This is a genomic window from Roseateles sp. Mitsp63 (assembly GCF_059491535.1).
Window position 1 is genome coordinate 3694676 of the sequence record NZ_CP168509.1, and the last position, 22585, is coordinate 3717260.

Genomic DNA, 22585 nt, shown 5'->3' on the forward strand with positions numbered 1-22585 from the left:
TCAGCGCACGGCGGCGGCCGGCGCAGCGGCGACCGGCGTGCCGGCCGCGCTCGCGGCGCTGGCGGCGCTGGCCACGCTGGCGGTCGCCACGTCCACCTTCACGCCCGCGCTCAGGCGGTCCATGCCGGTGACCACGACGCGATCGCCCGCGCGCAGGCCGCCGGCGATGCGGTAGTGGTGATCGGTCAGCTCGCCGAGCGTGACGTCCACCAGGCGGGCCTCGTTGGCGGGCGTCAGCACCCAGACCTGCGCGCCGGCCGGGCCGCGCAGCACGGACTGCTGCGGCACGCGCAGCGCGGCGTCGTAGCGGGCCATCGGCAGGCGCGCCCGCACGAACATGCCGGGCAGCAGCTCGCGCTTCGGGTTCTCGACCAGCACGCGCAGCAGCACGTCGCCGGTGCCCATGTCCACGGACATGCCGGAGAACAGCACGCGCGCCTTCAGGTCCATCGGCTCGCCGCCGGACCTCAGCACGGTGACGGGCACCGCCGCCGCCGCGCGGCCCCTGGCGCCGCCGGCCTCGAGCTGCTGGCGGATCGCGCCGAGCGCGGAGGCGGGCTGGCGCACGTCGACATAGACCTGGTCGATCTGCACGATGCGCGCCATCGGCGTGCTGTCGCCGGCCGCCACCAGGGCGCCCTCGGTCTGCATCGCCTGGTCGATGCGGCCGGAGATCGGCGCGTCGACGGTGGAGAACGCGACGTCGAGCTTGCGCCGCTCGTGCGTGGCGCGGGCCTGCGCGACATCGGCGGCCGCCAGGTCGCGCCCGGTGAGCGCGTCGTCGTAGGACTGGCGGCTCACGGCCTCGGCCCTGGCCAGCGGCGCGAGGCGGTCGACCTGCTGCTGCGCGCGGGCCAGCGCGGCCTCGGCGCGCTCGAGCGCGGCGGCGGCGACCCTGGCCTCGGCCTTGAACGGCGCGGCGTTGATCGCGAACAGCGGCTGCCCGGCGCGCACCTCGGCGCCCTGCTCGAACAGGCGGCGCTGCACGATGCCGCTGACCTGCGGGCGGATCTCGGCCACGCGCAGCGCGGCGACGCGGCCGGGGAACACCTCGGTCACCGCGATCGTCTCCGGCTGGACCGTGGTGATGGTCACTGCCGGCGGCACCGCCGCCGGCATCTCGGCGGCTTCCATGCCGCAGGCGCTCAGCAGGCTCAGTCCCAGCGCGCCCGTGCCGCGCCGGATCCATGGCGATCGATGATTCATGTGATTCACTGCTTTCAGACTTCTGGAAGATCGTGGCGACCGGTCATGTCGCCGCAGCCGTGGAGTCTGGAAGGCCTGGATGGAGGGCCGGCTGAGGAAGGATGGAGATTCGGTGGATCGCCGCCGCCGGAGTGAGAATCCGGCTCCATGACGGATACCCTGAACAGTTCGCTGGTGCTGATCGTCGAGGACGAGCCCGAGATCGCCGACATCCTGCAGGCCTACCTCGAGCGCGAGGGCCTGCGCACCGTGCGCGCCACCGATGGCCGGCGCGGCCTCGAATCCCACCAGGCGCTCAAGCCCGACCTCGTGCTGCTGGACGTGCAGATGCCGCTGCTGGATGGCTGGCAGGTGCTGGCCGCGATCCGCCAGCGCGGCGACACGCCGGTGATCATGCTGACCGCGCTGGACCAGGACGTCGACAAGCTGACCGGGTTGCGCATCGGCGCCGACGACTATGTCGTCAAGCCCTTCAACCCCGCCGAGGTGGTGGCCCGCGTGCACGCGGTGCTGCGCCGCGCGGGCCGGCCCAGCCGCCCGCCGGGCCAGGTGCTGCGCGTCGCGCCATTCGAGATCGATCTCGAGAACCACGTCGCCACCGTCGATGTCGAGGGCCAGGCGCAGCCGCTCACGCTGACGCTGACGGAGTTCCGGCTGCTGGCCGAGATGGCGCGCCATCCCAAGCGCGCCTACAGCCGCGCCGAGCTGCTCGAGGCCTGCCTGCCCGAGGGTGACGCGCTGGAGCGCACCGTCGACAGCCACATCAGCAAGCTGCGCAAGAAGCTCGAGGACCTGGGCATCGATGGCGTCCCCGCCAGCGTGCGCGGCGTCGGCTACCGCTTCCGGGGCGTCGAATGAACGTCGAGAGCCGGACCGCCGACGGCCGCCGCCTCGAGGCCAGGCCCGACGGCGCGAGCGCGGCGCGCGCCGGCGGCCTCAGCCGCGAGCTCGTGCGCGCGATGACGACCGTCGCGTTCTGGGTGACGCTGATGGTGATCGGCACCTCGTTCGCGTTCTATTACGTGCTGGCGCAAGTGCGGCCGGAGCTGATGGAGACGGACAACTGGGAGCTCTCCTCGCCGGAGATCGTGTGGATGATCGCGACCACGGTGGCCGCGATGACCGGCGCGGGCTGGGTCGCGTCGCGGCTGGCGCGGCGCATCCTGGTGCCCTTGAACTCGGTGGCCGACTGCATCCGGCGCGTCGCGGCGGGCGACCTGAGCGCGCGGGCCGTCGGCGGCGACCTGTCGCTGGGCGAGGCCTCGCGGCTGGCCGAGGACTTCAACTCGATGGCCGACCAGCTCGAGCGCATCACGCACGAGAAGGCGCAGTGGAACGCCGCCATCGCGCATGAGCTGCGCACCCCGGTGACCATCCTGCGCGGCCGGCTGCAAGGGCTGGCCGATGGCGTCTTCACGCCGTCGCAGGAGCAGTTCAGCAAGCTGCTTGCGCAGGTCGAGGGGCTGACGCGGCTGATCGAGGACCTGCGCACGCTGGGGCTGTCGGAGAGCGGCCACCTGCATCTGCAGATCGTCGAGACCGACCTTGGCGAGGAGGTCCGCAAGGTGGTCGACGTGTACGAGCACGCGATGGCCGCCTCGGGCCAGCGCATCGAGCTGGACCTGCCGCCGACCCGGGCGCATTGCGATCCGGTGCGGCTGCGGCAGGTGTTGCTGGCGCTGCTGGAGAACGCCAAGAAGTACGCGGTGCCGGGCGTGGTGCGCGTGCACGCGGGCGTGTCGGGCGGCAGCTGCGTGCTGCGCGTCGAGGACGAGGGACCGGGCGTGCCGGCCGCGGTCGCGCAGCGGGTCTTCGAGGCCTTCTGGCGCGCGGACAGCTCGCGTTCGCGCGACAGCGGTGGCAGCGGCCTGGGCCTGGCGGTGGTGGGCGCGATCGCCCGCGGGCACCGCGGGCATGCGGTCTGCGTGCCCTCGCCGCTCGGCGGCACCGCGATCGAGCTGACCTGGCCCGACGCGCCGGCGCCGGAGCAGCCGACCGCCGCTCAGGCGTAGGAGCCGTCGAGCGAGGGCCCTGGGCGGCGCGTCTGGCCCTCCACCGGCAGCAGCGATCGGTAGAAGGAGTCGATGCGGGCGATCGCGCTGTCGCGGTCGTAGAGGCCCATGTCGTACATGACGCGCACGCGGGAGATCTGATGCGTGTGGCCGGGCAGGCGCAGGCCGCGGATGCGGGCCTGCAGCGCGGTGCCGAGCGCGGTGACGTCGCCCACCGGCACCAACGTGGCGGGGGCCTCGGCCAGCAGCTGCTGCAGGCCTTCGGTGCGCGTGGCGAGGATGGGCAGGCCGGCGCGCATGGCCTCGAGCACCGCCAGCGGGAGCGCCTCCTCGCGCGATGGGGACACGAACAGGTCCATGTCCGCGAGGGCGGCGTCGACGTCCTCGCGGAAGCCGAGGAAGTGGATGCGCGGGTGGCCGCCCGCCAGGCGCTTGAGCTCGCGCTCCTGCGGCCCTTCGCCGAGGATGGCCAGCGCCGCGTGGCTGGGCGCGTACTGGGCGAAGGCGCGGATCAGCAGGTCGACGCCCTTGCTCCGGTGCAGGCGCGCCACGGTGCCGACGAGGACCTGATCGCCGCCGAGCTGGAGTTGCTCGCGCAGACCAGGTCCGCGCGGGCCGGTCATCGGCTGAGGCGGCCAGTTGTAGACGACGCGCGCGGCGCCCAGGTAGGCGCCGAGCGTGGCCCACTGGTCGCGATTGACGCAGATCAGGCCGTCCAGCCGTTCATGCTGATGCGGCTTGTAGCCCACGTGCAGCGTGCCGATGCGGATCGTGTCGGCGCAGCGCGCCACCGCCTTGCAGGCGGGGCCGAGGTGGCCGTGGCAGATGTCCGCGCCCAGCCGCCGGACCAGCGCCGCCAGGCGTGCCCCGCGCAGCAGCGGGAGCGGCAGGGCGTGATGCGTCACGCCTTGCGGCGTCACCCGCCGCAACCGGGGGCTGCCGCCGCTCACCACGTGGACGTGATGGCCGGCGGCCGCCTGGGCGGCGGCCAGATCGAACGCATGACGCTCGGCGCCGGCCAGCCGGGACGAGAAGACGACGTGGACGATCGTCAACGGAGGGAGCGTGGGGGAGGACATGGCGGCCAGTCTGGGCCGCCGGTGTGGATCGTCCGTGGACGGAATATGGAGGGCAGATGGAGAAGGCGGCGCTCGGGGTCATCCCCCGAAGGGAGGCCCACCTCGATCCCCCCGCCGGGAACTAGTCGCTCGGCGGACGGCCCTCCGCCATCTCGTGCAGGGGTCTGTCGGCGGGGATCAGCGGGTCATCCCGGAGACAGCACCACCTTGCGACAGTCCTCTTCCTTCTTGTTGAAGATCTCGTAGCCGCGAGCCGCCTCGACCAGCGGCAGGCGGTGGCTGATGATCACGTCCGGCTTCAGCGTGCCTCGCGCGATGGCGCCGAGCAGCTCCGGCATGAAGCGCTGCGCGTGCGTCTGCCCGCTGGCGAAGCTCAGGCCCTTCTCGAAGGCGTCGCCGAACAGGAAGCCGTGAATGAAGCCGGCATACACGCCGGGCACGCTGACGGTCCCGCCGCGACGCGTCGCCGCGATCGCCCAGCGCAGCGAGGTCCCGCTCGATCCCTCCAACTTCAGCGTCGAGAGCACCGTCTCCACGGTGCTGCCCTTGGCCTCGAAACCGACCGCGTCGATCGATGCATCCACGCCGCGATGGTCGGTCTGCTCGATGATGACCTGCGCCGGATCGTCGATCTGATCGAAGTCGATCGGCAGCACGCCGTAGGTCTCCTTCGCGAACGCCAGCCGGTAGGGATGGTGGTCGATCATGAAGATCCGTTCCGCGCCCATCATCCGCGCGCAGGCCGCCGCCATCATGCCGACCGGCCCCGCCCCGAAGATCGCCAGCGACGAACCCGGCGTCACCTGCGCGTTCAGCGCCGCCTGATAGCCCGTGGGCAGGATGTCCGAGAGGAACAGCACCTGTTCATCGGTCAGCGAACCATCCGGGATGACCAGCGGTCCGACATTGGCCTTGGGCACTCGAACGTACTGCGCCTGCCCGCCCGGATATCCCCCGTAGAGGTGGCTGTAGCCGAACAGCCCCGCGCCGGAACGGACGTCCTTCTTGTTGAGGATCGCGCCGCGGCCCGGATTGGTCGTCTCGCACGCCGCGAAGAGCTTGCGCCCGCAGAAGAAGCAGTCCCCGCAGGAGATCGTGAACGGCACGACGACGCGATCGCCGCGCTTGATGTTGACGACGCCGCGTCCCACCTCCTCCACCACGCCCATGAACTCATGGCCGAGGATGTCCCCGTCCTTCATGTCGGGGATCTTCCCGCGGTAGATGTGGAGGTCGGAGCCGCAGATCGCCGTCGCGGTCACGCGCAGCAGGAGGTCGTCCTCCGCGGCGAGCACGGGATCGGGCACGGTCTCGACGCGCACGTCGTGCGCGCCGTGGTAGGTCAGAGCCAGCATGGAGAGCCTTTCAACAGGGGAATGGCGAGGTGTCGCGTTGAACAGGCAACTGCAACGCCCGGTCCCTGCTCCCCCGCACGGCCGCTCCGGCATCCGCTGCCGACGGCTTGACGGCAAGGAATCGCGCTTGTGCGCCGTGCGGGCGCGGGGACGTCGTCAGTGCTTCATCTGCTGCTCGGCCATCAACTCCTCCTTGCGCTGCTGCAGCCGCTCGCCGAGTTCGGCCAGATCCAGCCCCGCCTTCTTCGCCTTGGGGAACATCTCGTTCTGCTCCTCCTTGACGTGGTGCTTGACCCACTCGCCCATGACGGTGACCTTGGCGTCGTAGTCCTCGCCATCGGGCGCCACGCCTTCGACGGCGGCGATCAGGTCCTTGATACTCTGGTGCTCGACCTTGGCCTCGGGCACCAGCTCCTTGTCCTTCAACGCGGCCTGCACTTCGGGGTAGAAGATTTCTTCCTCGATCTGCGCATGGACGGTCAGGGCCATGCAGATCTGCTCGACCAGCTGCTGCTTCTTGGCGGTCGAGCGCGTCTTTCCGAACTGCTCGAACAGCGCGCTGACCTCCTTGTGGTCCGCGCGCAGCAGGCTGATGGCATCGGGCGTCTTGCTCTTGGCCGCGGTGCGGCGCGTCGTCGTTTTCCGGCTCGCGGTCCCGGTGGAAGAAGAAGGCATGAGAGGTCTCCTGGCGTTGATGGATGCTGGGATGCGCGCCCTCGCGGCGCGCCGGAAGCCAGGCTCTGGCAAGGCCTATGCCCACCCCAAGGCCCCGTACCGGCGCGGGTACGCGCCTTGCTGGATGAGTCGCCTCAGCGCTTCTCCCCTTCCCCTCATCAGGACCCGTTCAATGAGCAGTCGTTTCGTTACCGAAGACCTGGCGCGCGCCGCGTTCGACGCGCTCACGCCGGCCATCGCCGCGCAGCTCGCGTCGCCCGACATCAGCGGGCTCGGCGTGCTGCACCTGGTCGTGCTCGATCCCTCGGTGCCCTGCCTCGACGGCGCCTCGCAGCCGAAGGTGCTGGCCGAGCACTCGGTCGGCGACCGCGCCCGCTGGGACGTCGACTACGCCGACTACGCGCGCCGCAAGGCGTTGCTGTCGTGGCGCCACCGCATGGACAGCCGCCGCCTGCAGCTGCTGGAGCCGCATCGCCTCACCGGCGACGACAGCCTGCTGTGGGGTGGTGTCTGGCTCGACGGCCTCGTCGTCGCCGCCAGCGGCGCCTTCCCGATCTGGGACGAGTGCTTCTCGATGATGGTCGCCGTGCAGCTGCGCGCCCGCGCCTGCGCCGCCGCCGAGCGCGCGCGCTGACCGCGCGACGACACGCGCGTCCCCGCTTTCCGCTTCCTTCCCCTCTCTTCATCCCACCTGCCGGAGCCCCGACATGATCGACAGTCCCTCGACGACCGCCACGGCCGCGTCGTCCGCCACGCCCTCCTCCCGCGCCGAGACCCTGGCGGCCGACGCGCCGTCGCTCAATGGCCAGGTCGCGCTGATCACCGGCGGCAGCCGCGGCCTGGGCGCCGCGATCGCGCAGGTGCTGGGCGAGTCCGGCATGCGCGTGCTGCTGGCCGACATCGACCTGGACCGCGCCAAGGATCGCGCCGCCCTGCTCGGCGAGCGCGACATCGAGGCCGTCCCGATCTCGCTGGACGTCTCCGATCCGCGCCAGTGCGAGGAGGTCATCGCCGCCGCCGTGCGCGATTTCGGCCGCCTCGACGTGCTGGTCAACAACGCGGCGGTCGACGTCACGGCGCCCCTGACCGAGCTCGCCGTCGAGGACTGGCAGCGCGTGCTCAACACCAACCTGTCGGGCCCGCTGCTGATGACGAAGTACGCCTCGGCGCGGATGCTGACGCAGCCGCGCGGCGGGCACATCGTCAACATCGCGTCGACGGCATCCAAGCGCGCCTGGCCCAACGCCAGCGCGTACCACGCCACCAAGTGGGGGCTGCTGGGCCTGTCGCACGCGCTGCACGCGGAGCTGCGCGCGCAGAACGTGCGCGTCTCGGCGATCGTCGCCGGGGGCATGAAGACGCCCTTCCTGCTCGACCGCTTCCCGGGCATCGACGAGACCAAGCTGCAGGACCCGATGAACGTGGCCCGCGCGGTGCGCTGGGTGCTGCAGCAGCCCGAGGGCACGGTGATCCCCGAGCTCACCGTGCTGCCCACCCAAGAGACCTCCTGGCCGTGAGCACGCCCGTCGATCCCGTCAGCATGCTGCCGGTGCAGGACCTGGACCTGTCGGCGGCGCCCGGCGAGCGCCTGCCCGCCGGGCCGCTGCGGCCCTGCCTGTTCATCGACAAGGACGGCACGCTGATCGAGAACGTGCCCTACAACGTCGACCCGGCGAAGCTGCGCTTCATGCCCGGCGCGGGCGAGGCGCTGGCGCGGCTGGCGCGCGCCGGCCTGGCGCTGGTGATCGTCACCAACCAGAGCGGCCTGGCGCGCGGCTATTTCACCCGCGCCCAGTTCGCGCAGCTGCAGGACGCGCTGCTGAAGCGCTTGCGCGACGAGGCCGGCGTCGTCATCGACGACGTCATGCTGTGCCCGCACGAGCCCGATGCCCAGGGCCGTCCCGCCTGCCTGTGCCGCAAGCCGGCGCCCGGCATGCTGATCAGCGCCGCGCGCCGCCATGGTCTGGACCTGACGCGGTCGTGGATGGTGGGCGACACGCTGGACGACGTCGAGGCCGGCCGCCGCGCCGGCGCCCGCGGCCTGCTGTTCGACAGCGGCGGCGAGACGGTGTGGCGGCGCTCGCCGCTGCGCGCGCCCGATGCGGTGTTCACCGACTGGACCGCGCTAGCGGCGCATGTGCTGGCCGGCCTCGCGCTGCAGGACGCGGCCGCCGCGCGGCACTCGGGAACGCCGGCTGCTCCGGCATCGGCATGAAGCCCCCCGCCCTTGCCTTCGCCGCCTCGGCCACGCCTGCTGGAGACCGTCATGCTGGATAAATGGGACAGCTCGCTGAAATGCCTGCCACCCGAGCGGCTGCAGGAGATGGTGCCGCGCCTGGCGCGGCCGCTGGTCGTGACCAACGGCGTCTTCGACATCCTGCATGCCGGCCACGTCCGCAGCCTGGAGGCGGCCAGCGCGCAGGGCAGCAGCCTGGTGGTCGCGCTGAACACCGACCGCTCCGCCCGCGGCCTGGGCAAGCGCGGCGACCGGCCGTATCACCCGCTGGAGGATCGCGCCCGCGTCGTCGCCGCGCTGGCCTGCGTGTCCTGGGTAACCTGGTTCGACGACCCGACGCCCGAGGCGCTGCTGAGCGCGCTGCGGCCGGACGTGTACGTCAAGGGCGGCGACTACCGCATCGAGGACCTGCCCGAGACGCCGCTGGTGCGCAGCTGGGGCGGCCGGGTGTCGATCGGGCCCTATCTGCCAGGCCATTCCAGCACGCAGCTGATCGAGCACCTGAGGGCTCCCGCGCCATGAACGACGCCCTGCCGCCCGAACTCGCGCCGCCGCAGGTGCTCATCGTCGGCGACTGCATGCTGGACGTGTACCTCGAAGGGGCGGTGCATCGCATCTCGCCCGAGGCGCCGGTGCCCATCCTGCGGCTGCACCGCCAGTCGCAGCGCGCCGGCGGCGCGGCGAACGTGGCGCTCAACCTCGCGCGGCTGCGCTGCCCGTGCACGGTCAGCGGGCTCGTCGGCACCGACACCGCCGGCGCCTGCCTCGCGGCGCTGCTGGACCAGCCGGGCATCACGCAGCATTTCGTGCGCGGCCCCGACATCGACACCATCCAGAAGATCCGGATGGTCAGCCAGCGCCAGCAGCTGCTGCGCATGGACGTCGAGTCCGAGCCGCCGCAGCGTCGCATCGACGAGCTCACCGCGCTCGCGGGCGATCTGGCGGCCCGTCACCAGTGGATCCTCGTCTCCGACTACGCCAAGGGCGCGCTGCGGGAGGTCCGCACGCTGCTCGAGCGCAGCCGCGGCCTGCCCTGCCGCGTGCTGGTCGATCCCAAGCGCAAGGACCTCGAGGCCTACCGCGGCGCCTGGCTGATCAAGCCCAACCTGGCCGAGCTGCGCGAGGCCGTCGGCGACTGGCGCACCGAGGACGAGCTCTGCGACCGGCTGGCCGCGCTGCAGCAGCGGCTGGACATCGATCACGTGCTGCTGACGCGCGGCGAGCAGGGCATGAGCCTGTACTCGCGCGGCGGCGCCTGCCTGCACATCCCCACCGAGGCGCGCGAGGTCTATGACGTCAGCGGCGCCGGCGACACCGTGCTGGCCGCGCTGACCTGCTTCCTGGCCCGCGGCGCGGCGCTCGAGGAGGCAGTGCGCGCGGCCAACCGCGCGGCCGGCCTGGTCGTCGGCAAGTTCGGCACGGCCTCGGTCACGCTTGAAGAACTGGGAGTTCCCGCATGAGTGCCCTGCCCCTTTTCCCGCCCGAGGCGGAGTCGCCGTTCGAGGATGGCCTGCGCGAGCATCGCGCGCTGTTCGACCGGCTCGACGCGATGGGTCCCGAGATCCTGCGCGCGGCGACCTTCATGGCCGACACGCTGCGCGCCGGCCGCAAGCTGATGCTGATGGGCAATGGCGGCTCGGCCGCCGACTGCCAGCATCTGGCGGCCGAGTTCACCGGCCGCTTCAAGCAGGAGCGCGCGCCGCTGGCGGCGGTGGCGCTGACGACGGACAGCTCGGCGCTCACCTGCATCGGCAACGATTACGGCTTCGAGCAGGTCTTCGCGCGCCAGGTGGCCGGCATCGGCGCGCCTGGGGATTGCGTGATCGGGATCTCGACCTCGGGACGCTCGCCCAACGTGCTGCGCGGGCTGGTGCAGGCGCGCCAGCTCGGCATGACGACGATCGGTCTGTCGGGCCGCGATGGCGGCGAGCTGCGTGAGCTGTGCGATGTCTGCCTCGTCGTGCCGCATGCGGACACGGCCCGCATCCAGGAAGCGCATATCTTCATCGGCCACACCTGGTGCGCGCTGGTGGAGCAGATGCTCATCGCGCAGCCGTGAGCGCGGGGCCGACCGAGCCCTCGCCATTCCGCTCGTTCTGGATGGGCGGCTACGAGGGCGCCGATCACGTCAATGGACGCGGCGACGCGCTGGACATGGTTCGCGCGACGGGCCATGACCGATTCCTCGAGGCGGACTACCGCGCGGCGCGCCGCCATGGGCTGCGATGCGTGCGGGAGAGCGTCGGCTGGCGGCTGACGGAGCGTGGACCGGCGCACTGGGACTTCAGCCGCGCGGAGCGGGTGGCCCGGACCGCGCGGCGTCATGGGCTGCAGGTGCTGTGGACGCTGATGCATTACGGCGTGCCGCCGGACCTGAGCCTGCTCGACGACGCGTTGATCCCGCGCTTCGCGCGCTTCGCGGCGGAGGCGGCGCGCGCGTTGAAGCCGCTGTCGCCGGGGCCGCGCGTGTACACGCCGATCAACGAGATCAGCTTCCTCGCCTGGGCCGCCTCGTCGACGAACGCGATGGGACCGGCGGGCGCGCATCCGGAGGACGCCGGGAAGGAGGACTCGCGCATCAGCGGCTATGAGATCAAACGGCGGCTCGTGCGCGCGGCGCTGGCGGGGATAGCGGCGATCCGCGATGTCGATCCGCAGGCGCGTTTCCTCCACATCGATCCGGTGATCCACGTGGTGCCATCGGATGAAGCGCCCGAGCATCGCGAGCTGGCCACGCGCATCGCGTCGTACCAGTGGCAGGCCTTCGACATGCTGGCGGGGATGCAGGAGCCGGAGCTCGGGGGATCGATGGCGGCGCTGGACTGGGTCGGACTCAATCACTATCACAGCAGCCAGTGGGAGGTGCCGAGTGAGAAGCGGCTGGCTTGGCACCTCGGGGATCCGAGGCGGGCACCGCTGTCGGAGCTGCTGGGGTTGGTGTGGGAGCGATATCGGCGGCCGCTGATCGTCGCGGAAACCGGGCACATCGGCCGTGGACGCGCGGACTGGCTGAACGACATCGCCGGCGAGGCGCGTCGAGCGATCGAGCAAGGCGTCCCGCTCGCGGGGGTGTGCCTTTATCCGATGCTCGACCGGCCGGATTGGCATGAGCCCGAGCGCTGGCATCGCAGCGGGCTCTGGCATGTGCCTCGCGATGCGCATGGGCGGCCGGTCGGGCGACGACTCGTTCGGCCCTATGCGCGGGCGCTCGCGGCCTGGTCGCGAGCCTTCCATCTGCGCAGGCCGCTGGCCCTCACCCCCACCCTCTCCCGCAAGCGGGCGAGGGGGTAAGAGCCGGACGTCGTCGTAGTAAACCCCCTCGCCCCAGCGGGGAGAGGGAGGGGAGAGGGGGCTCGTGCCACAGCGCTGCTGCCCTTCGAAGCACCCCCTCTCCCCTGCCCTCTCCCCCCTCGCGGGGGGCGAGGGAGTTCTTGCGCAAGGCAAGTGCGGGCAGCCCCGTCTTACCCCTTCGCCCGCTTGCGGGAGAGGAAGGGGTGAGGGCCAGCGGCGGTGGCACGCCGCAGTCCTCCTGCTAAGCGACCGTCACGCTGCGCTCGCCCAGCACGCCGCGGAAGTGCTCGATGGTGCGGCGCAGCCCATCCTCGAGGTCCACATCCGGCGTCCAGTTCAGCAGCGTCTTCGCGCGCGTGATGTCCGGGCAGCGACGCCTCGGATCATCCTGCGGCAGCGGCCGGAACACGATCCTCGACCGGCTGCCGGTCATCGCCAGGATCCTCTCCGCCAGCTCCAGCATCGTGTGCTCGCCCGGATTCCCGACATTGATCGGACCGATGTGTTCCCCTTCCATCAACAGCATCAACGCCCGCACCGTGTCATCCACATAGCAGAAGCTGCGCGTCTGCGTCCCATCCCCATAGACCGTCAGGTCCTCCCCCTGAAGCGCCTGCACGATGAAGTTGCTCACCACCCGCCCGTCCCCAGGCCGCAGCCTCGGTCCGTAGGTATTGAAGATCCTCGCCACCCGCACATCGACGCCCCGCTCCTGGTGGTACGCCATCAGCATCGCTTCCGCGCAGCGCTTGCCCTCGTCGTAGCAGGACCGGGCGCCATTCGGATTGACGTGTCCCCAGTAGTCCTCATGCTGCGGATGACAGTCCGGATCCCCGTACACCTCGCTCGTCGACGTATGCAACAACCTCGCCCCGCTGTGCTGCGCCAGCTCCAGCAGCCGCCACACGCCCAGCACGCTGCTGAGCACCGTATCCACCGGCGCCGTCTGGTAATACGCCGGACTCGCCGGGCATGCCAGGTTGAAGATGCGATCGGCCTGCGCCATCTCCGGCGTCGGCTCCAGGCAGACATCGCGGCGATGGAAGGTGAACCCCTTGTGCCCCAGCAGCCGGTCGAGGTGATCAATATCGCCGGTGCTGAGGTTGTCGACGGCCATCACCCGATGACCGCGCGCCAGCAGCGCCTCGCACAGATGACTGCCGACGAAGCCGGCGGCGCCGGTGACCAGCACCGTGCGCGGCGCCTCATGGATCGAGTCGTGAGCTTGGTTCATGTCGTGACCTCGTGAAGGACCTGCATCCAGTCGGCGACGAAGCGGTCGACGTTGAAGCGCTCCCGCGCCAGCTGCCGTCCGCGCTCGCCCCATTCGCGCGCCAGCCCCGGGTCGCGCAGCAGCCTGCCCATCGTGTCGGCGAGCGCCGCCGGCCGGTTGTCGATAAAGCCGTTCTCGCCACTGCGGATCACCGTCGCCAGCTCCGTCGTGGCCAGGCCGACGACCGGCTGCCCGATCAGCATCGCCTCGATCAGCGCGAGCCCCAGGCTCGTGTACCGCACCGGATGCAGGAAGAACCGGTGCGACGCCATGTGTTTCGGCAACTCCTGCTGCGAGGCCTCGCCCCAGCCGCCGGGCATCGTCTCGCTGCCCATGCCCACCAGCGTCAGCGGCACGCGCTCGATGAGCTGCTGGTACAGGTCGGCGCCGAGCCGCCTTCCGCGCCGCTGCAGATGATTGACGACGACCAGCCCGCGCTCCACGTCGCCGCGGTACACGTCCTGCGTCAGCGGCCGCACGCCATGCTCCACGACGCGCGACGGCGTCACGCCGGCGTTCCACATCAGCGCGTTGAAATGCGTGCAATGCACCAGCAGCGCGCCGGGATCCTGCACCCAGTGCAGCGTCTCGGTCGGATGCTGCTGCGGCGGGTCGTGCTCCAGGTAGATCCTCGGCAGCCGGCGCTGGGCCTCGGACAGCCAGCGCGGCCGGTCCTCGTCCCACCCGGCGCGATGCTGGTAGAGCACGACATCGAACGGCAACTTCGCGATCTCCTCGACCGGCGCCTCGTGCACGTTGTCGCCCCACGGCAGCGCGCCCACGCGGCCCACCCGGCCCGGCGTGCGCGCCGGATCGGTCACCAGGTGGAAGTCATGCGGTACCTGCGTGAGGTTGTAGAGATAGTTGCCGTGGACGTGCCAGGTCAGGATGCGCAGTCGGCGGGGCATGGGCGCCCTCCTTCGGAATCGATGAGGAATCGGATGACGGCCCGCCGGCGCCCGGCGCCGCGAGCGGCTGCCGGAGCACCTCCTCCAGCGCCTGCAGCACGTCGAAGACGGACAGCGCATGCGCGCAGGCATGGCCGTTGGGACATTCCGGATAGGCGCAGGGCCGGCACGGGGCGGGCTTGGCCAGCACGCGGTGGCGCGCCCGGTCCGGCGGCGCCCAGCGCATCGGCTCGCTGCCGCAGGACAGCACCACGCTCGGCACGCGCAGCGCCGCCGCGATGTGCGAGACGCCGGTGTCGTTGCACACCAGCACCCGCGCGCCGCGCAGCAGCGCGCCCAGCGTCCAGAGCGTGGTCTCCCCCGCGAGGTCGACGCAAGGCACGTCGAGCGCGGCCAGCATCGCGGCCAGCTCGGTGGTCAACGCGCGCTCGCCCGCGGTGCCCGTGAGCACCACCGTGTGGCCGCCGTCATGCAGCGCCTGCGCCACCGCCGCGAAGCGGCGCAGCGGCCACCGGCGCGAGGGCAGCTGCGCGCCCACATGCAGGCAGGCATAGGCGCCCGCGCCGGCGCGGCCGGGCCAGGCGCGCAGCAACTCGTCGTCATCGGCCTCGCGCAGGGGGAACTCCAGGTGCTCGTCCTCGACCGGCAGGCCGAGATGCCGGCACAGCGACAGCAGCCGCTGCGTTTCGTGACCGAGCAGCGGCCACGGCGCGAAGCGCTCCGCGTCCGCGGGCGGCGCCCACGCCGCCGTGCCCCGGAATCCCGCGTTCCAGCGCGCGCCCAGCAACGCCACGAAGGGGTTGGTCGACTCGCCGCTGCCATGCAGCTGGATCGCGAGATCCCAGTCGCTGGCATGCATGGCCGACAGGAAGGCGGGCAGCTCCCGCACGTCGACGCCGCGCTCGGGCAGCCCCGGCCAGCCGGGGAACGGCCGCCATTCATCGACGCAATCCAGGCGCGACAGGTACTCGCGCGCCACCGGCATCCCCATCAGCGCGATGTGCGCCTGCGGCCAGGCGCGCCGGATCGCACGCAGCGCCGGCACGGCGCAGATCGTGTCGCCCAGCATCAGCGCCCGCAGCACCACGATGCGGCGGACCGCGCCGTCGATGAAGGCCGGCGGCGGCGATGGCCGCGTGGGCGTGGGCAACGGATTCATGACGGCCTCACAGGAAAGGCGTCCGGAAATGCCACGCGCCGCGCAGCCGCCAGTACACCGAGAGGAAAGGAATCGCCGCCGAGGTGCAGAGCATCTCCCACACATGCGACGGCGCGAGCGAGGTCCGGCGCAGCCGCTTCACGGCGATGCGCAGCACCAGCAACAGCGCGACGGCCAGCATCAACGCCGCGGCGCGCGGCTCGCGCTGCATCTCGGCGAACGGGGCGCCGACGGTCAACGCGACGATGGCGTAGTAGTCCCACGGCGGCACGGGCCGCACGCGCGAGCGGTAGATCGCCGGATGCTTGCGGTACAGCAGCGCATCGAAGAAGACATTGCGCTGCTGCCGCAGCGATACGCCCCAGCGCTCCGGCCGGACCGGATGCCACACCAGTGCCTCCTCGATCCGGCCCACCGGCCCCTGCGCCTGCAGCCGGAACTGCAGGTCGGAATCCTCGCGCCAGGCGCGCAGGAAGCGCTCGTCGAAGCCCTCGATCGCCACCAGCACGTGCCGGCGGACGAAGGCGTTGGCGGTGACGAACTCCGCGGTCTCGAGGCCGCGCGTCATCAGCTCATGGTCGGTCGGCCGCTCCGGCCGCTGCGCCCCGCCCAGCTCCAGCGGCGCAGGCACGCGCACCCGCCCGGCGGCGGCGACCCATTGCGGATTCGCCCGCATCGCCGCCAGGCCGCGCGCCAGCCAATCCGGATCCGGCATGGTGTCGTCGTCCGTGAAGGCGATCAGCGGCGCCCGCGCGGCGCGCCAGCCGGCATTGCGCGCCACCGCCGGACCGCGGCCGACGGCGGGACGCCGGTAGACGATGGCCGGCTGCCGGGTCATCGCGGCGATCCGCTCGACCTGCTCGCGGCAGCGATCCTCCTTGCCATCGTCGACGACCACGATCTCGAAGCGCTGCGGCGCCAGCGTCTGCGCCAGCAGCGCCTTCAGGCAGCGCTCCAGCAGGTCCGGCCGCCTGTAGGTCGGCATGACGACGGTGATCTCGGGCGCCGGCTCGCTCATGCCGCGGCCCCCAGCGCCTGCTCGGTGATGGCCGGTTCACGCGCGCGCCGCGGCATCAGGGTGATCGCCGCATCGGCCACCTCGCCCGGACTCACGCCGCTCAGGCAGCCGTGATGGCCCTCGGGGCAGACGCTCTTCTGGCAGAAGCGGCACGGCACGTCGCGGAACAGCACGCGCGACGGCACCTGCCACGGCGTGTGCTGCGGATTGGTCAGCGCGTACAGGTCCACGACCGGCGTGCCCACCGCCGCGGCCAGGTGCACCGGACCGCTGTTGTTGGCGATCAGCAGGCTGGCGGCCTCGATGAGCGCGGCCAGCTCGCCCAGCCTGGCCGGTGGCGGCGGCAGCAGCGCATCCCCGCCGAGCGCGTCGAGGGCCTCGCGCACCAACGGCTCCTCACCAGGGCCGGCGCAGAGCACGATCGCGGGCGGCAATCGTCCACTCAGGCCCGGCTCCGCCGCCAGCGCCTGGCGCAGCAGGCGGGCCGACTCGCCCAGGCGATCGGCCGGATAGCGCCGCGAGGGCGCGCTCGCGCCCGGATGCAGCAGCACGAAGGGCTGATTCGGGCGCAGCCCCGCGGCTTGCAATCCCCGCCGCACGGCGGCGCGGTCGTGATCGAGCACGCGAAAGCGCAGCCGCTCGTCCTGTGTCCTGAAGCCCGCGGCGGCGACCAGATCGAGTTGCCGCCTCACCTCATGCCGCATGCCCTCGCCGACCACGTCGCGGTCCGGGATCTCGTCGCTGAGCAGGCCATAGGCGCGCTCGCGCGCATGACCCAGCACGTTGGGGATGCCGGCGAGCCGGCACAAGGTGGCCGCCGGAAAGACGCTCTGGGTGCAGACGGTGAAGACGATGGCCGCGTCATGGCCCTCCATCGCCAGGCGGGCCAGCAGGCGCCGCTCGTGCCCGCCGCGCGACCCGACCTCCGGGTCCAGCCCCGCTGCGGCGCCGGCTTCGATGGCATCGAGCGCCGTGGCGCCCGCCTTCATCCAGGGCGCATGGAAGCCGACGATCTCGTCGAGCTGCGGCAGATGCGGCGCGAGCCCCTTCATCGCGGGCGCCGCCAGCAGCGTCAGGTGCGCGTCGGGCAAGGACTCGCGCACCGCCGCGATGGCGGGCGTCGTCATCAACACGTCGCCCAGGTTGTCGAGCCGGATCAGCAGCACGCGCCGCGCCGTGCTCCAGCGCCGGATGCGATCCAGATCGATGGCCGCCTCGCCGCTCATCCCTGCGCCCCCGAGGTCTGCAACGGCATCGGCACGACATCGGCGCGGCCGCCGTCGACGGCCTCGCCCACGGTCGCGAGATGCGGCCGCGACAGGTGGCGCAGCGGCATCGCGTCGGCAGCCTCGGCCACGTCGAGGTCGGGCTCGAGCAGCCGGATCGGCTGCGCGCCCAGCATCGCCCGCCGAGCCGCGACCCGCGCGTAAATGCCGGCCAGGCGGAAGGCAACACTGTCCCAGGTGAACTCGCGCTGCACGCGCAGCAGGCCGGCGCGCCCCATCAGGCGGCCGATCTCGGGATGGCGCCGCAGATCGTCGAGTCGCAGCGCGAGCGTCTCCGGATCCTCCGGCGGCACCAGATAGCCGGTCAGTCCGTCCACCACCGTGTGCTGGATCCCGCCGACCGCCGCGCCGATCACCGGCGTGGCGCAGGCCATCGCCTCCAGCGGCGTGATGCCGAAGGGCTCGTACCAGGGCGTCGTCACGAACACGTCCGCCGCGCGGTAGTAGTCGCGCAGCTGGTCGCGATCACGGCGGCCCACGAAGGTCACCCGCGCCTGCACGCCAGCCTCCTGCGCGATGCGGCGCAGCCGGCCGATCTCCGGCGTGCGCGTCTCGTCGGGCACCGTTGACTCGCCGCCGACGATCAGCAGCCGGAACGCGCGGCGCTCCGGCATCCGCTGCATCGCCGCGACCGCGCGGATCACGTTGTCCACGCCCTTGCGCGGGACCAGCCGCCCCAGCTGCAGCACGATGAACTCGTCCTCCGGCAGATGCAGCTTGCGCCGCGCCTGCAGCTTGTCGCCGGGACCGAACTCGTCGAGATCGACGCCGCAGGGCACCTGCGCGATGCGCTCCGGCGAGGCGCCGCAGTGCTCGATCAGGTCGGCCGCGTCCTGCGGGCACTCGGCGACGACGCAGTCGGCCTCGCGCGCGATGCGGCTCTCAAGCTCGATGCGCTCGGGCGGGAAGCGGTCCGCCTCCTTCTGATGCAGGCGCCGCACGGCGCCCAGCGCATGGAAGGTCTGCACCAGCGGCAGGTTCAGTTGCCGCTGAAGCCGCAGACCGACCAGCCCCGACATGAAGAAATTGGCGTGCACCGCGTCATGGCGCAGGCTGCGCCGCATCAGCCGGAGCGCTGCCGTGCCGAACGCGCGCATGTGCGGCAGCAGCTGCTCCTTGGGCACGAACTCCGGCGGACCGGCATCGATGTGCAGGACGCGCACGCCGGGACGCATGTCCACCGCGGTGGGCAGCGCGCGGCTGTCGCGGCGCGTGAGCACGTCCACGTGATGGCCGCGCCGCGCGAGCGCCGCCGCCACATGGGCCACGTAGACGTTCTGGCCGCCGGCATCGACGCCGCCCTGCTGGGCCAGCGGGGAGGCGTGTTCGCTGATCAGCGCGACTCTCAAGGGGGCTTCGATCATGACTGCTCCATCTGCCCCGGACCAGTGCCGGGATCAAGCTTGAAAGGCAAATGACATGCCGCTTCGCGACGAGTCGGCGCGCGGGTGGCGATGGCCGCCCCGTCGCCGCGGTTCCACGTGTTCATCGGGCCTTCCGGCCGCCGGCGTGCGAGGCGCCGGCGGCCACGCGCGGAACGCGTGCCACGGCAAGGGTCGAGGCGGCGGCGCCCGCCGGCCGCGCGAGCGCGCGCATCCGGTCCGCGACCCGCTCCAGCGCGCGGTCCAGCCGGTGATGCCGCTCCATCCGGGCCCGGGCCGCCGCACCCATGTGGCGGCGAAGCTCATGCAGCGTCAGCATCTGATGCATGCGGCCGGCGAGGTCCTCGTAGTCGCGCGGCGCGACCAGCCAGCCGGTGCCGCCGTGCTCGACGATCTCCGGCACGCCGCCCACGCGCGTGGCGACCACCGGCAGGCCGCTGGCCATGCCTTCCATCAGCGCGAGCGGCATCGCCTCCGAGTTGGAGCTCGACACCAGCAGGTCCAGGTCGTGGAAGACCGGCCGCACGTCGGCGACGCCCCCGCGCAGATGGAGGCGCGACGCCAGGCCCATGCGTTCCACCGTCTCGCGCAGCTGCGTCTTCATCGGCCCTTCGCCGATCAGCACGAAATGCACATCCGGCAGCCGTTGCAGCAACAGTGCCGCGGCGCGGACGAAAACCTCCGGCGCCTTCTCCGGCGACAGGCGGCCGACGAAGCCGGTCAGCAACGTATCGTCCGCGAGGCCCAGCGCGGCACGCAGGCCCTGCGCCGGCCGCGGACCGGGGCGGAACTCGTCGACGTCGACGCCGTTGGGCTCCAGGCTCACGCGCTCGCGGTCCACGCCAAGGCCCAGCGCGTGGTAGTAGCTCTGCCGGCACACGACGCTGAGATGACTGCCGACCATCCGGTGGACCTCGAGGTCCGGCAGGAGCACCTGGCGGCCATGGATCGTCGTCATCGCGGAAACGCCGGCCAGCCGCGCGGCCAGGCCCGCCAGCAGATGCGCATTGGGCAGATGCGCGTGGACCAGGTCCACGCGTTCCGCCGCAATCAGCGACGCGACCATCTGGATCGACGCCCACGGCGGATCCTCCGGCATGGCGACGACGCCGATCTCCCCGCCCGCGGCCCGGATGCGTTCGGCGAAGTCGCCTTCCGACGGACACAGCACGGTGAAGCGGAAGGCGCCGGTGCGGCCCAGGCCGGCCACCAGGCGCTCGACGCAGCGTTCCATGCCGCCAACGATGCCGTTGCCGACGACCTGCAGCACGTGCAGCGGCGCGGGGGATTGAGGAGAAGGCGGCACCGAGCGCAGCGGGCTGTCGGAGGCGATGTCCATGGTGGAGGCGGGTTCGTGGATGGGCGCTGCGCGAGATCGAAGGCGCGGCGGACGATGCGGATCAGCAGCAGATGGGACGCCAGGGCCGCGGCGCGTAATCGCCGCCGCTGCCCGACAGCGAGGCGCCGGCGAGCAGGCCGGCATGCGGGCGATCGGCCGCGGCCCGGTCGCCATGGGGCGTCGGCTGCGAGCGGTCAAGAGGGGCTTTGTCCTCGATGCCCAGCCAGGCCGCGGCGGTGCCGCTCCACAGGCGCTGGCGCGTGTCGGCGCCCAGGTCGAGCTCGTCCATCAGGTCGACGACCCACTGCTTGCGTTCAAGGACATGGGCGCCGGAGCACGGCAGGAAACAGTCGCTGCCGAACTGCAGCGAGCCCGCACCCAGCACGTCCAGCATCCGCGCCAGCACCTCGCGCCGGTACGGCGGCGGCGGGCCGAACGAGATGTCGAGCCGGAACTGCGCCTTGTCGTGCGGCACGCCGTGGATGCGGTCGATCAGCGCGACGGCGAGCGCCTCGTCGGTCCAGGGCCAGCCCATGTGCGCCAGCGCGACCCGCGTGCGGGGGTGGTCGCGCAATGCCTCGAAGTAGGTGGGCCGGCAGAAGCGCCCCGAGCGGCCGTCGATGAAGATGCCGCTGTGGAAGAGCAGCGGCAGCGCGTGCTCGTTGGCGACGGCGAAGACCGGCTGCACGCGCTCTTCATAGGGATACCAGCCGGTGGGCACCATCTTGCAGCCGCGCAGGCCGAGCTCCTCGATCGCGTGGCGCAGATCGTCGGGCGCGTCGGCATGGCGCGGGTCGACGACGGCGAAGCCGATGAGGCGGTCCGGGTGATGGCGCACCAGCGCCGCCAGGTGCGCGTTGCCGCGTCGCAGCGAGGCGGCGTCGTCGAGCGAGTAGCCGTCGCCGAGGAACGGCGCCAGCAGCACGCCGACGTCGATGCCGGCCTCGTCCAGCGTGCGCAGTACGTCGTCGGCCGTCTCGCGGCCGGTGCAATGAAGGTGGGCGTCGATGATCATGACAAGGACGCCGTCAGGCCGCGCGCAGCGAGTGGCCGATGACCGGCGCGTCCGGCTGCGCGGGACGCGCCACCTCGTCCAGCCACGCGCGCACGCGTTGCGCGCCCGCGTCCCAGGAACTGGCCTGCACCACGGCCGCGGCGCTGCCATGCCAGTACTCGCGCGAGGCGGCATCCTCGTCCAGCACCTCCTCGCAGGCGGCCACGAAGGACGCGGCGTCGGCGCCGATGCGGACCACGTCGCCATAGAGCCCGACCACGTCCCGGATCGGCGTGCTGACCACCGGCTTGCCGCCGGCCAGGTATTCCAGCGTCTTGGTCGGGCTGATGAAGCGCGTCGAGTCGTTCATCGCGAAGGGCATCAGGCACAGGTCCCAGCCCGCCAGCAGGTGCGGCAGCAGCTCGTAGCGCTGCATGCCCAGCCAATGGATGTTGGGATGGCGCGGCAGGTCCTGCTCCGAGATCTTCACGACCGGGCCGACCATGACCAGCTGCCAGTCCGGCCGCGCCTGGGCGATGGCCGCGACCAGCGCGAGGTCCATGCGCTCGTCGATGACGCCGAAGAAGCCCAGCCGCGGATGCGGAATGTGCCCTTGCAGCTCCCGCGACCGCCATGCCAGCGGATGGTCGCGACCGGTCGTCGGCGGCGCGAAATGCGCGGCGTCGACGGCGCTCGGCAGGCAGTGCAGATGCGGATGCTGGCCCCGGCGCGCTTCATAGAGCGCCGGGCCGCCGCAGAGCACCAGGTCGGCCGTGCTCATCAGCGCGTTCTCCCGCTGCCGCAGTTGCGCCGGCGCGTTCTTGAAGGCGGACAGCTCGTCCATGCAGTCGTAGACCAGCGCGCGCGGGTGCATGCCGGCGATCAGCGGCAACGCCATCGGCGTGTAGAGCCAGACCAGGTAATCGCGGACCTCGCGCTGCGCGAGCTCGCGTTCGAGCAGCGGCAGCAGCAACGGCAGCTGCGCGTCGTCGAAGCCGGGCGCGGCCACCGGCGTGAACGGGACCATCACCTCGATCTCGCCCGCGGGGCCGCCGACGCGGCGCGTCTCGATGCGCGCCGCGCCGGCGGGATCGTGCACCGGTTCCTCGATGAAGAGCACGCGATAGCCGGCCGCCAGCCGGGACATCAGGTGCTGGGGACGCTGGAACACGAAGTCCCAGCGCAGATGCGAGAACACGAGGAGGTAAGGCTGCTGTGGCATGGAGGGTCTCTTCGGATGTGCGTGACGACCGGTTCGGCAAGACCGAATCCCGAGGTGTTGCCGTACAGCGCTCTCGATCGCATCGGCTCGCACTCGTCGCCCATTCACGGGACGGTCATGCGCTTGTGTGCGACGGAGCACACCGCTTCG

At 71.8% G+C, this 22585-nt stretch carries 22 protein-coding genes; 9 read left to right on the forward strand and 13 right to left on the reverse strand.

Features of this window, described 5'->3' with window-relative positions; all coding sequences use genetic code 11:
- Complete coding sequence (locus ACEN96_RS16165) at window positions 1-1206, reverse strand: efflux RND transporter periplasmic adaptor subunit (protein ID WP_495584115.1); 1206 nt, start codon at window positions 1204-1206, stop codon at window positions 1-3.
- 147 nt (window positions 1207-1353) lie between these two features.
- On the opposite strand from ACEN96_RS16165, the gene ACEN96_RS16170 reads away from it, so the two are divergent.
- Window positions 1354-2064, forward strand: coding sequence for a response regulator (locus tag ACEN96_RS16170; RefSeq protein ID WP_495584116.1), 711 nt, complete (start codon window positions 1354-1356; stop codon window positions 2062-2064).
- A gap of 101 nt (window positions 2065-2165) precedes the next feature.
- Window positions 2166-3218 carry an ATP-binding protein gene (locus ACEN96_RS16175; protein ID WP_495588622.1) on the forward strand — a complete coding sequence of 351 codons (1053 nt, stop codon included), beginning with the start codon at window positions 2166-2168 and terminating at the stop codon, window positions 3216-3218.
- On the opposite strand, the gene ACEN96_RS16180 is transcribed toward ACEN96_RS16175, so the two are convergent.
- The 3 genes from ACEN96_RS16180 to ACEN96_RS16190 all read right to left on the reverse strand — a co-directional run bounded on the left by ACEN96_RS16180 (window position 3209) and on the right by ACEN96_RS16190 (window position 6327).
- Window positions 3209-4297 carry a glycosyltransferase gene (locus ACEN96_RS16180; RefSeq protein WP_495584117.1) on the reverse strand — a complete coding sequence of 363 codons (1089 nt, stop codon included), beginning with the start codon at window positions 4295-4297 and terminating at the stop codon, window positions 3209-3211. The two genes, ACEN96_RS16175 and ACEN96_RS16180, sit on opposite strands and share 10 nt — an antisense overlap.
- A 185-nt stretch (window positions 4298-4482) precedes the next feature.
- Window positions 4483-5652, reverse strand: a complete 1170-nt coding sequence (locus ACEN96_RS16185) for a zinc-dependent alcohol dehydrogenase (RefSeq protein WP_495584118.1) — start codon at window positions 5650-5652, stop codon at window positions 4483-4485.
- 156 nt (window positions 5653-5808) lie between these two features.
- Entirely contained in the window at window positions 5809-6327 is a 519-nt protein-coding gene (locus ACEN96_RS16190) for a hemerythrin domain-containing protein (RefSeq protein ID WP_495584119.1), read from the reverse strand.
- Window positions 6328-6499: 172 nt separating this feature from the next.
- On the opposite strand from ACEN96_RS16190, the gene ACEN96_RS16195 reads away from it, so the two are divergent.
- The 7 genes from ACEN96_RS16195 to ACEN96_RS16225 all read left to right on the forward strand — a co-directional run bounded on the left by ACEN96_RS16195 (window position 6500) and on the right by ACEN96_RS16225 (window position 11854).
- Window positions 6500-6961 (forward strand): hypothetical protein, encoded by a 462-nt coding sequence (locus ACEN96_RS16195; protein WP_495584120.1) that lies wholly within the window; start codon window positions 6500-6502, stop codon window positions 6959-6961.
- A gap of 73 nt (window positions 6962-7034) precedes the next feature.
- A complete protein-coding gene (locus ACEN96_RS16200; protein WP_495584121.1) occupies window positions 7035-7844 on the forward strand; it encodes an SDR family oxidoreductase in 810 nt (269 codons plus the stop codon).
- Window positions 7841-8542, forward strand: a complete 702-nt coding sequence (locus tag ACEN96_RS16205) for a D-glycero-alpha-D-manno-heptose-1,7-bisphosphate 7-phosphatase (RefSeq protein ID WP_495584122.1) — start codon at window positions 7841-7843, stop codon at window positions 8540-8542. Before ACEN96_RS16200 ends, ACEN96_RS16205 begins: the two co-directional genes overlap by 4 nt.
- A gap of 51 nt (window positions 8543-8593) precedes the next feature.
- Window positions 8594-9085, forward strand: coding sequence for an adenylyltransferase/cytidyltransferase family protein (locus ACEN96_RS16210; RefSeq protein ID WP_495584123.1), 492 nt, complete (start codon window positions 8594-8596; stop codon window positions 9083-9085).
- Window positions 9082-10023, forward strand: coding sequence for a D-glycero-beta-D-manno-heptose-7-phosphate kinase (gene rfaE1 / locus ACEN96_RS16215; protein WP_495584124.1), 942 nt, complete (start codon window positions 9082-9084; stop codon window positions 10021-10023). The genes ACEN96_RS16210 and rfaE1 overlap by 4 nt, the downstream gene beginning before the upstream one ends.
- Window positions 10020-10622, forward strand: a complete 603-nt coding sequence (locus ACEN96_RS16220; protein WP_495584125.1) for a D-sedoheptulose 7-phosphate isomerase — start codon at window positions 10020-10022, stop codon at window positions 10620-10622. The genes rfaE1 and ACEN96_RS16220 overlap by 4 nt, the downstream gene beginning before the upstream one ends.
- Window positions 10619-11854, forward strand: coding sequence for a beta-glucosidase (locus tag ACEN96_RS16225; RefSeq protein WP_495584126.1), 1236 nt, complete (start codon window positions 10619-10621; stop codon window positions 11852-11854). The genes ACEN96_RS16220 and ACEN96_RS16225 overlap by 4 nt, the downstream gene beginning before the upstream one ends.
- A gap of 241 nt (window positions 11855-12095) precedes the next feature.
- On the opposite strand, the gene ACEN96_RS16230 is transcribed toward ACEN96_RS16225, so the two are convergent.
- The 9 genes from ACEN96_RS16230 to ACEN96_RS16270 all read right to left on the reverse strand — a co-directional run bounded on the left by ACEN96_RS16230 (window position 12096) and on the right by ACEN96_RS16270 (window position 22435).
- Window positions 12096-13088, reverse strand: coding sequence for a UDP-glucuronic acid decarboxylase family protein (locus tag ACEN96_RS16230; RefSeq protein WP_495584127.1), 993 nt, complete (start codon window positions 13086-13088; stop codon window positions 12096-12098).
- Complete coding sequence (locus ACEN96_RS16235) at window positions 13085-14035, reverse strand: glycosyltransferase family 4 protein (RefSeq protein ID WP_495584128.1); 951 nt, start codon at window positions 14033-14035, stop codon at window positions 13085-13087. Before ACEN96_RS16235 ends, ACEN96_RS16230 begins: the two co-directional genes overlap by 4 nt.
- Window positions 13959-15194: a glycosyltransferase family 9 protein gene (locus tag ACEN96_RS16240; protein ID WP_495584129.1), complete on the reverse strand. Its 1236-nt coding sequence runs from the start codon at window positions 15192-15194 to the stop codon at window positions 13959-13961. Before ACEN96_RS16240 ends, ACEN96_RS16235 begins: the two co-directional genes overlap by 77 nt.
- 7 nt (window positions 15195-15201) lie before the next feature.
- Window positions 15202-16212, reverse strand: coding sequence for a glycosyltransferase family 2 protein (locus tag ACEN96_RS16245; protein ID WP_495584130.1), 1011 nt, complete (start codon window positions 16210-16212; stop codon window positions 15202-15204).
- Complete coding sequence (locus ACEN96_RS16250) at window positions 16209-17438, reverse strand: glycosyltransferase family 9 protein (RefSeq protein WP_495584131.1); 1230 nt, start codon at window positions 17436-17438, stop codon at window positions 16209-16211. Before ACEN96_RS16250 ends, ACEN96_RS16245 begins: the two co-directional genes overlap by 4 nt.
- Window positions 17435-18862, reverse strand: coding sequence for a glycosyltransferase family 4 protein (locus ACEN96_RS16255; protein WP_495584132.1), 1428 nt, complete (start codon window positions 18860-18862; stop codon window positions 17435-17437). The genes ACEN96_RS16250 and ACEN96_RS16255 overlap by 4 nt, the downstream gene beginning before the upstream one ends.
- Before the next feature lie 121 nt (window positions 18863-18983).
- Window positions 18984-20219: a glycosyltransferase gene (locus ACEN96_RS16260; RefSeq protein ID WP_495584133.1), complete on the reverse strand. Its 1236-nt coding sequence runs from the start codon at window positions 20217-20219 to the stop codon at window positions 18984-18986.
- A 61-nt stretch (window positions 20220-20280) separates the two neighbouring features.
- Window positions 20281-21234, reverse strand: a complete 954-nt coding sequence (locus ACEN96_RS16265; RefSeq protein ID WP_495584134.1) for an amidohydrolase family protein — start codon at window positions 21232-21234, stop codon at window positions 20281-20283.
- 13 nt (window positions 21235-21247) lie between these two features.
- Complete coding sequence (locus tag ACEN96_RS16270; protein WP_495584135.1) at window positions 21248-22435, reverse strand: glycosyltransferase; 1188 nt, start codon at window positions 22433-22435, stop codon at window positions 21248-21250.
- Window positions 22436-22585: the final 150 nt, after the last annotated feature.

Bases quoted from the DNA above. Each gene is read 5' to 3' on its own strand.
- ACEN96_RS16180 (WP_495584117.1), bottom strand. From the start codon at position 4,297: ATGTCCTCCCCCACGCTCCCTCCGTTGACGATCGTCCACGTCGTCTTC.
- ACEN96_RS16220 (WP_495584125.1), top strand. From the start codon at position 10,020: ATGAGTGCCCTGCCCCTTTTCCCGCCCGAGGCGGAGTCGCCGTTCGAG.
- ACEN96_RS16240 (WP_495584129.1), bottom strand. From the start codon at position 15,194: ATGAATCCGTTGCCCACGCCCACGCGGCCATCGCCGCCGCCGGCCTTC.
- ACEN96_RS16185 (WP_495584118.1), bottom strand. From the start codon at position 5,652: ATGCTGGCTCTGACCTACCACGGCGCGCACGACGTGCGCGTCGAGACC.
- ACEN96_RS16260 (WP_495584133.1), bottom strand. From the start codon at position 20,219: ATGGACATCGCCTCCGACAGCCCGCTGCGCTCGGTGCCGCCTTCTCCT.
- ACEN96_RS16165 (WP_495584115.1), bottom strand. From the start codon at position 1,206: ATGAATCATCGATCGCCATGGATCCGGCGCGGCACGGGCGCGCTGGGA.
- ACEN96_RS16170 (WP_495584116.1), top strand. From the start codon at position 1,354: ATGACGGATACCCTGAACAGTTCGCTGGTGCTGATCGTCGAGGACGAG.
- ACEN96_RS16210 (WP_495584123.1), top strand. From the start codon at position 8,594: ATGCTGGATAAATGGGACAGCTCGCTGAAATGCCTGCCACCCGAGCGG.
- ACEN96_RS16235 (WP_495584128.1), bottom strand. From the start codon at position 14,035: ATGCCCCGCCGACTGCGCATCCTGACCTGGCACGTCCACGGCAACTAT.
- ACEN96_RS16190 (WP_495584119.1), bottom strand. From the start codon at position 6,327: ATGCCTTCTTCTTCCACCGGGACCGCGAGCCGGAAAACGACGACGCGC.
- ACEN96_RS16265 (WP_495584134.1), bottom strand. From the start codon at position 21,234: ATGATCATCGACGCCCACCTTCATTGCACCGGCCGCGAGACGGCCGAC.
- ACEN96_RS16175 (WP_495588622.1), top strand. From the start codon at position 2,166: ATGACGACCGTCGCGTTCTGGGTGACGCTGATGGTGATCGGCACCTCG.
- ACEN96_RS16270 (WP_495584135.1), bottom strand. From the start codon at position 22,435: ATGCCACAGCAGCCTTACCTCCTCGTGTTCTCGCATCTGCGCTGGGAC.
- ACEN96_RS16245 (WP_495584130.1), bottom strand. From the start codon at position 16,212: ATGAGCGAGCCGGCGCCCGAGATCACCGTCGTCATGCCGACCTACAGG.
- ACEN96_RS16200 (WP_495584121.1), top strand. From the start codon at position 7,035: ATGATCGACAGTCCCTCGACGACCGCCACGGCCGCGTCGTCCGCCACG.
- ACEN96_RS16195 (WP_495584120.1), top strand. From the start codon at position 6,500: ATGAGCAGTCGTTTCGTTACCGAAGACCTGGCGCGCGCCGCGTTCGAC.
- ACEN96_RS16230 (WP_495584127.1), bottom strand. From the start codon at position 13,088: ATGAACCAAGCTCACGACTCGATCCATGAGGCGCCGCGCACGGTGCTG.
- ACEN96_RS16255 (WP_495584132.1), bottom strand. From the start codon at position 18,862: ATGATCGAAGCCCCCTTGAGAGTCGCGCTGATCAGCGAACACGCCTCC.
- rfaE1 (WP_495584124.1), top strand. From the start codon at position 9,082: ATGAACGACGCCCTGCCGCCCGAACTCGCGCCGCCGCAGGTGCTCATC.
- ACEN96_RS16250 (WP_495584131.1), bottom strand. From the start codon at position 17,438: ATGAGCGGCGAGGCGGCCATCGATCTGGATCGCATCCGGCGCTGGAGC.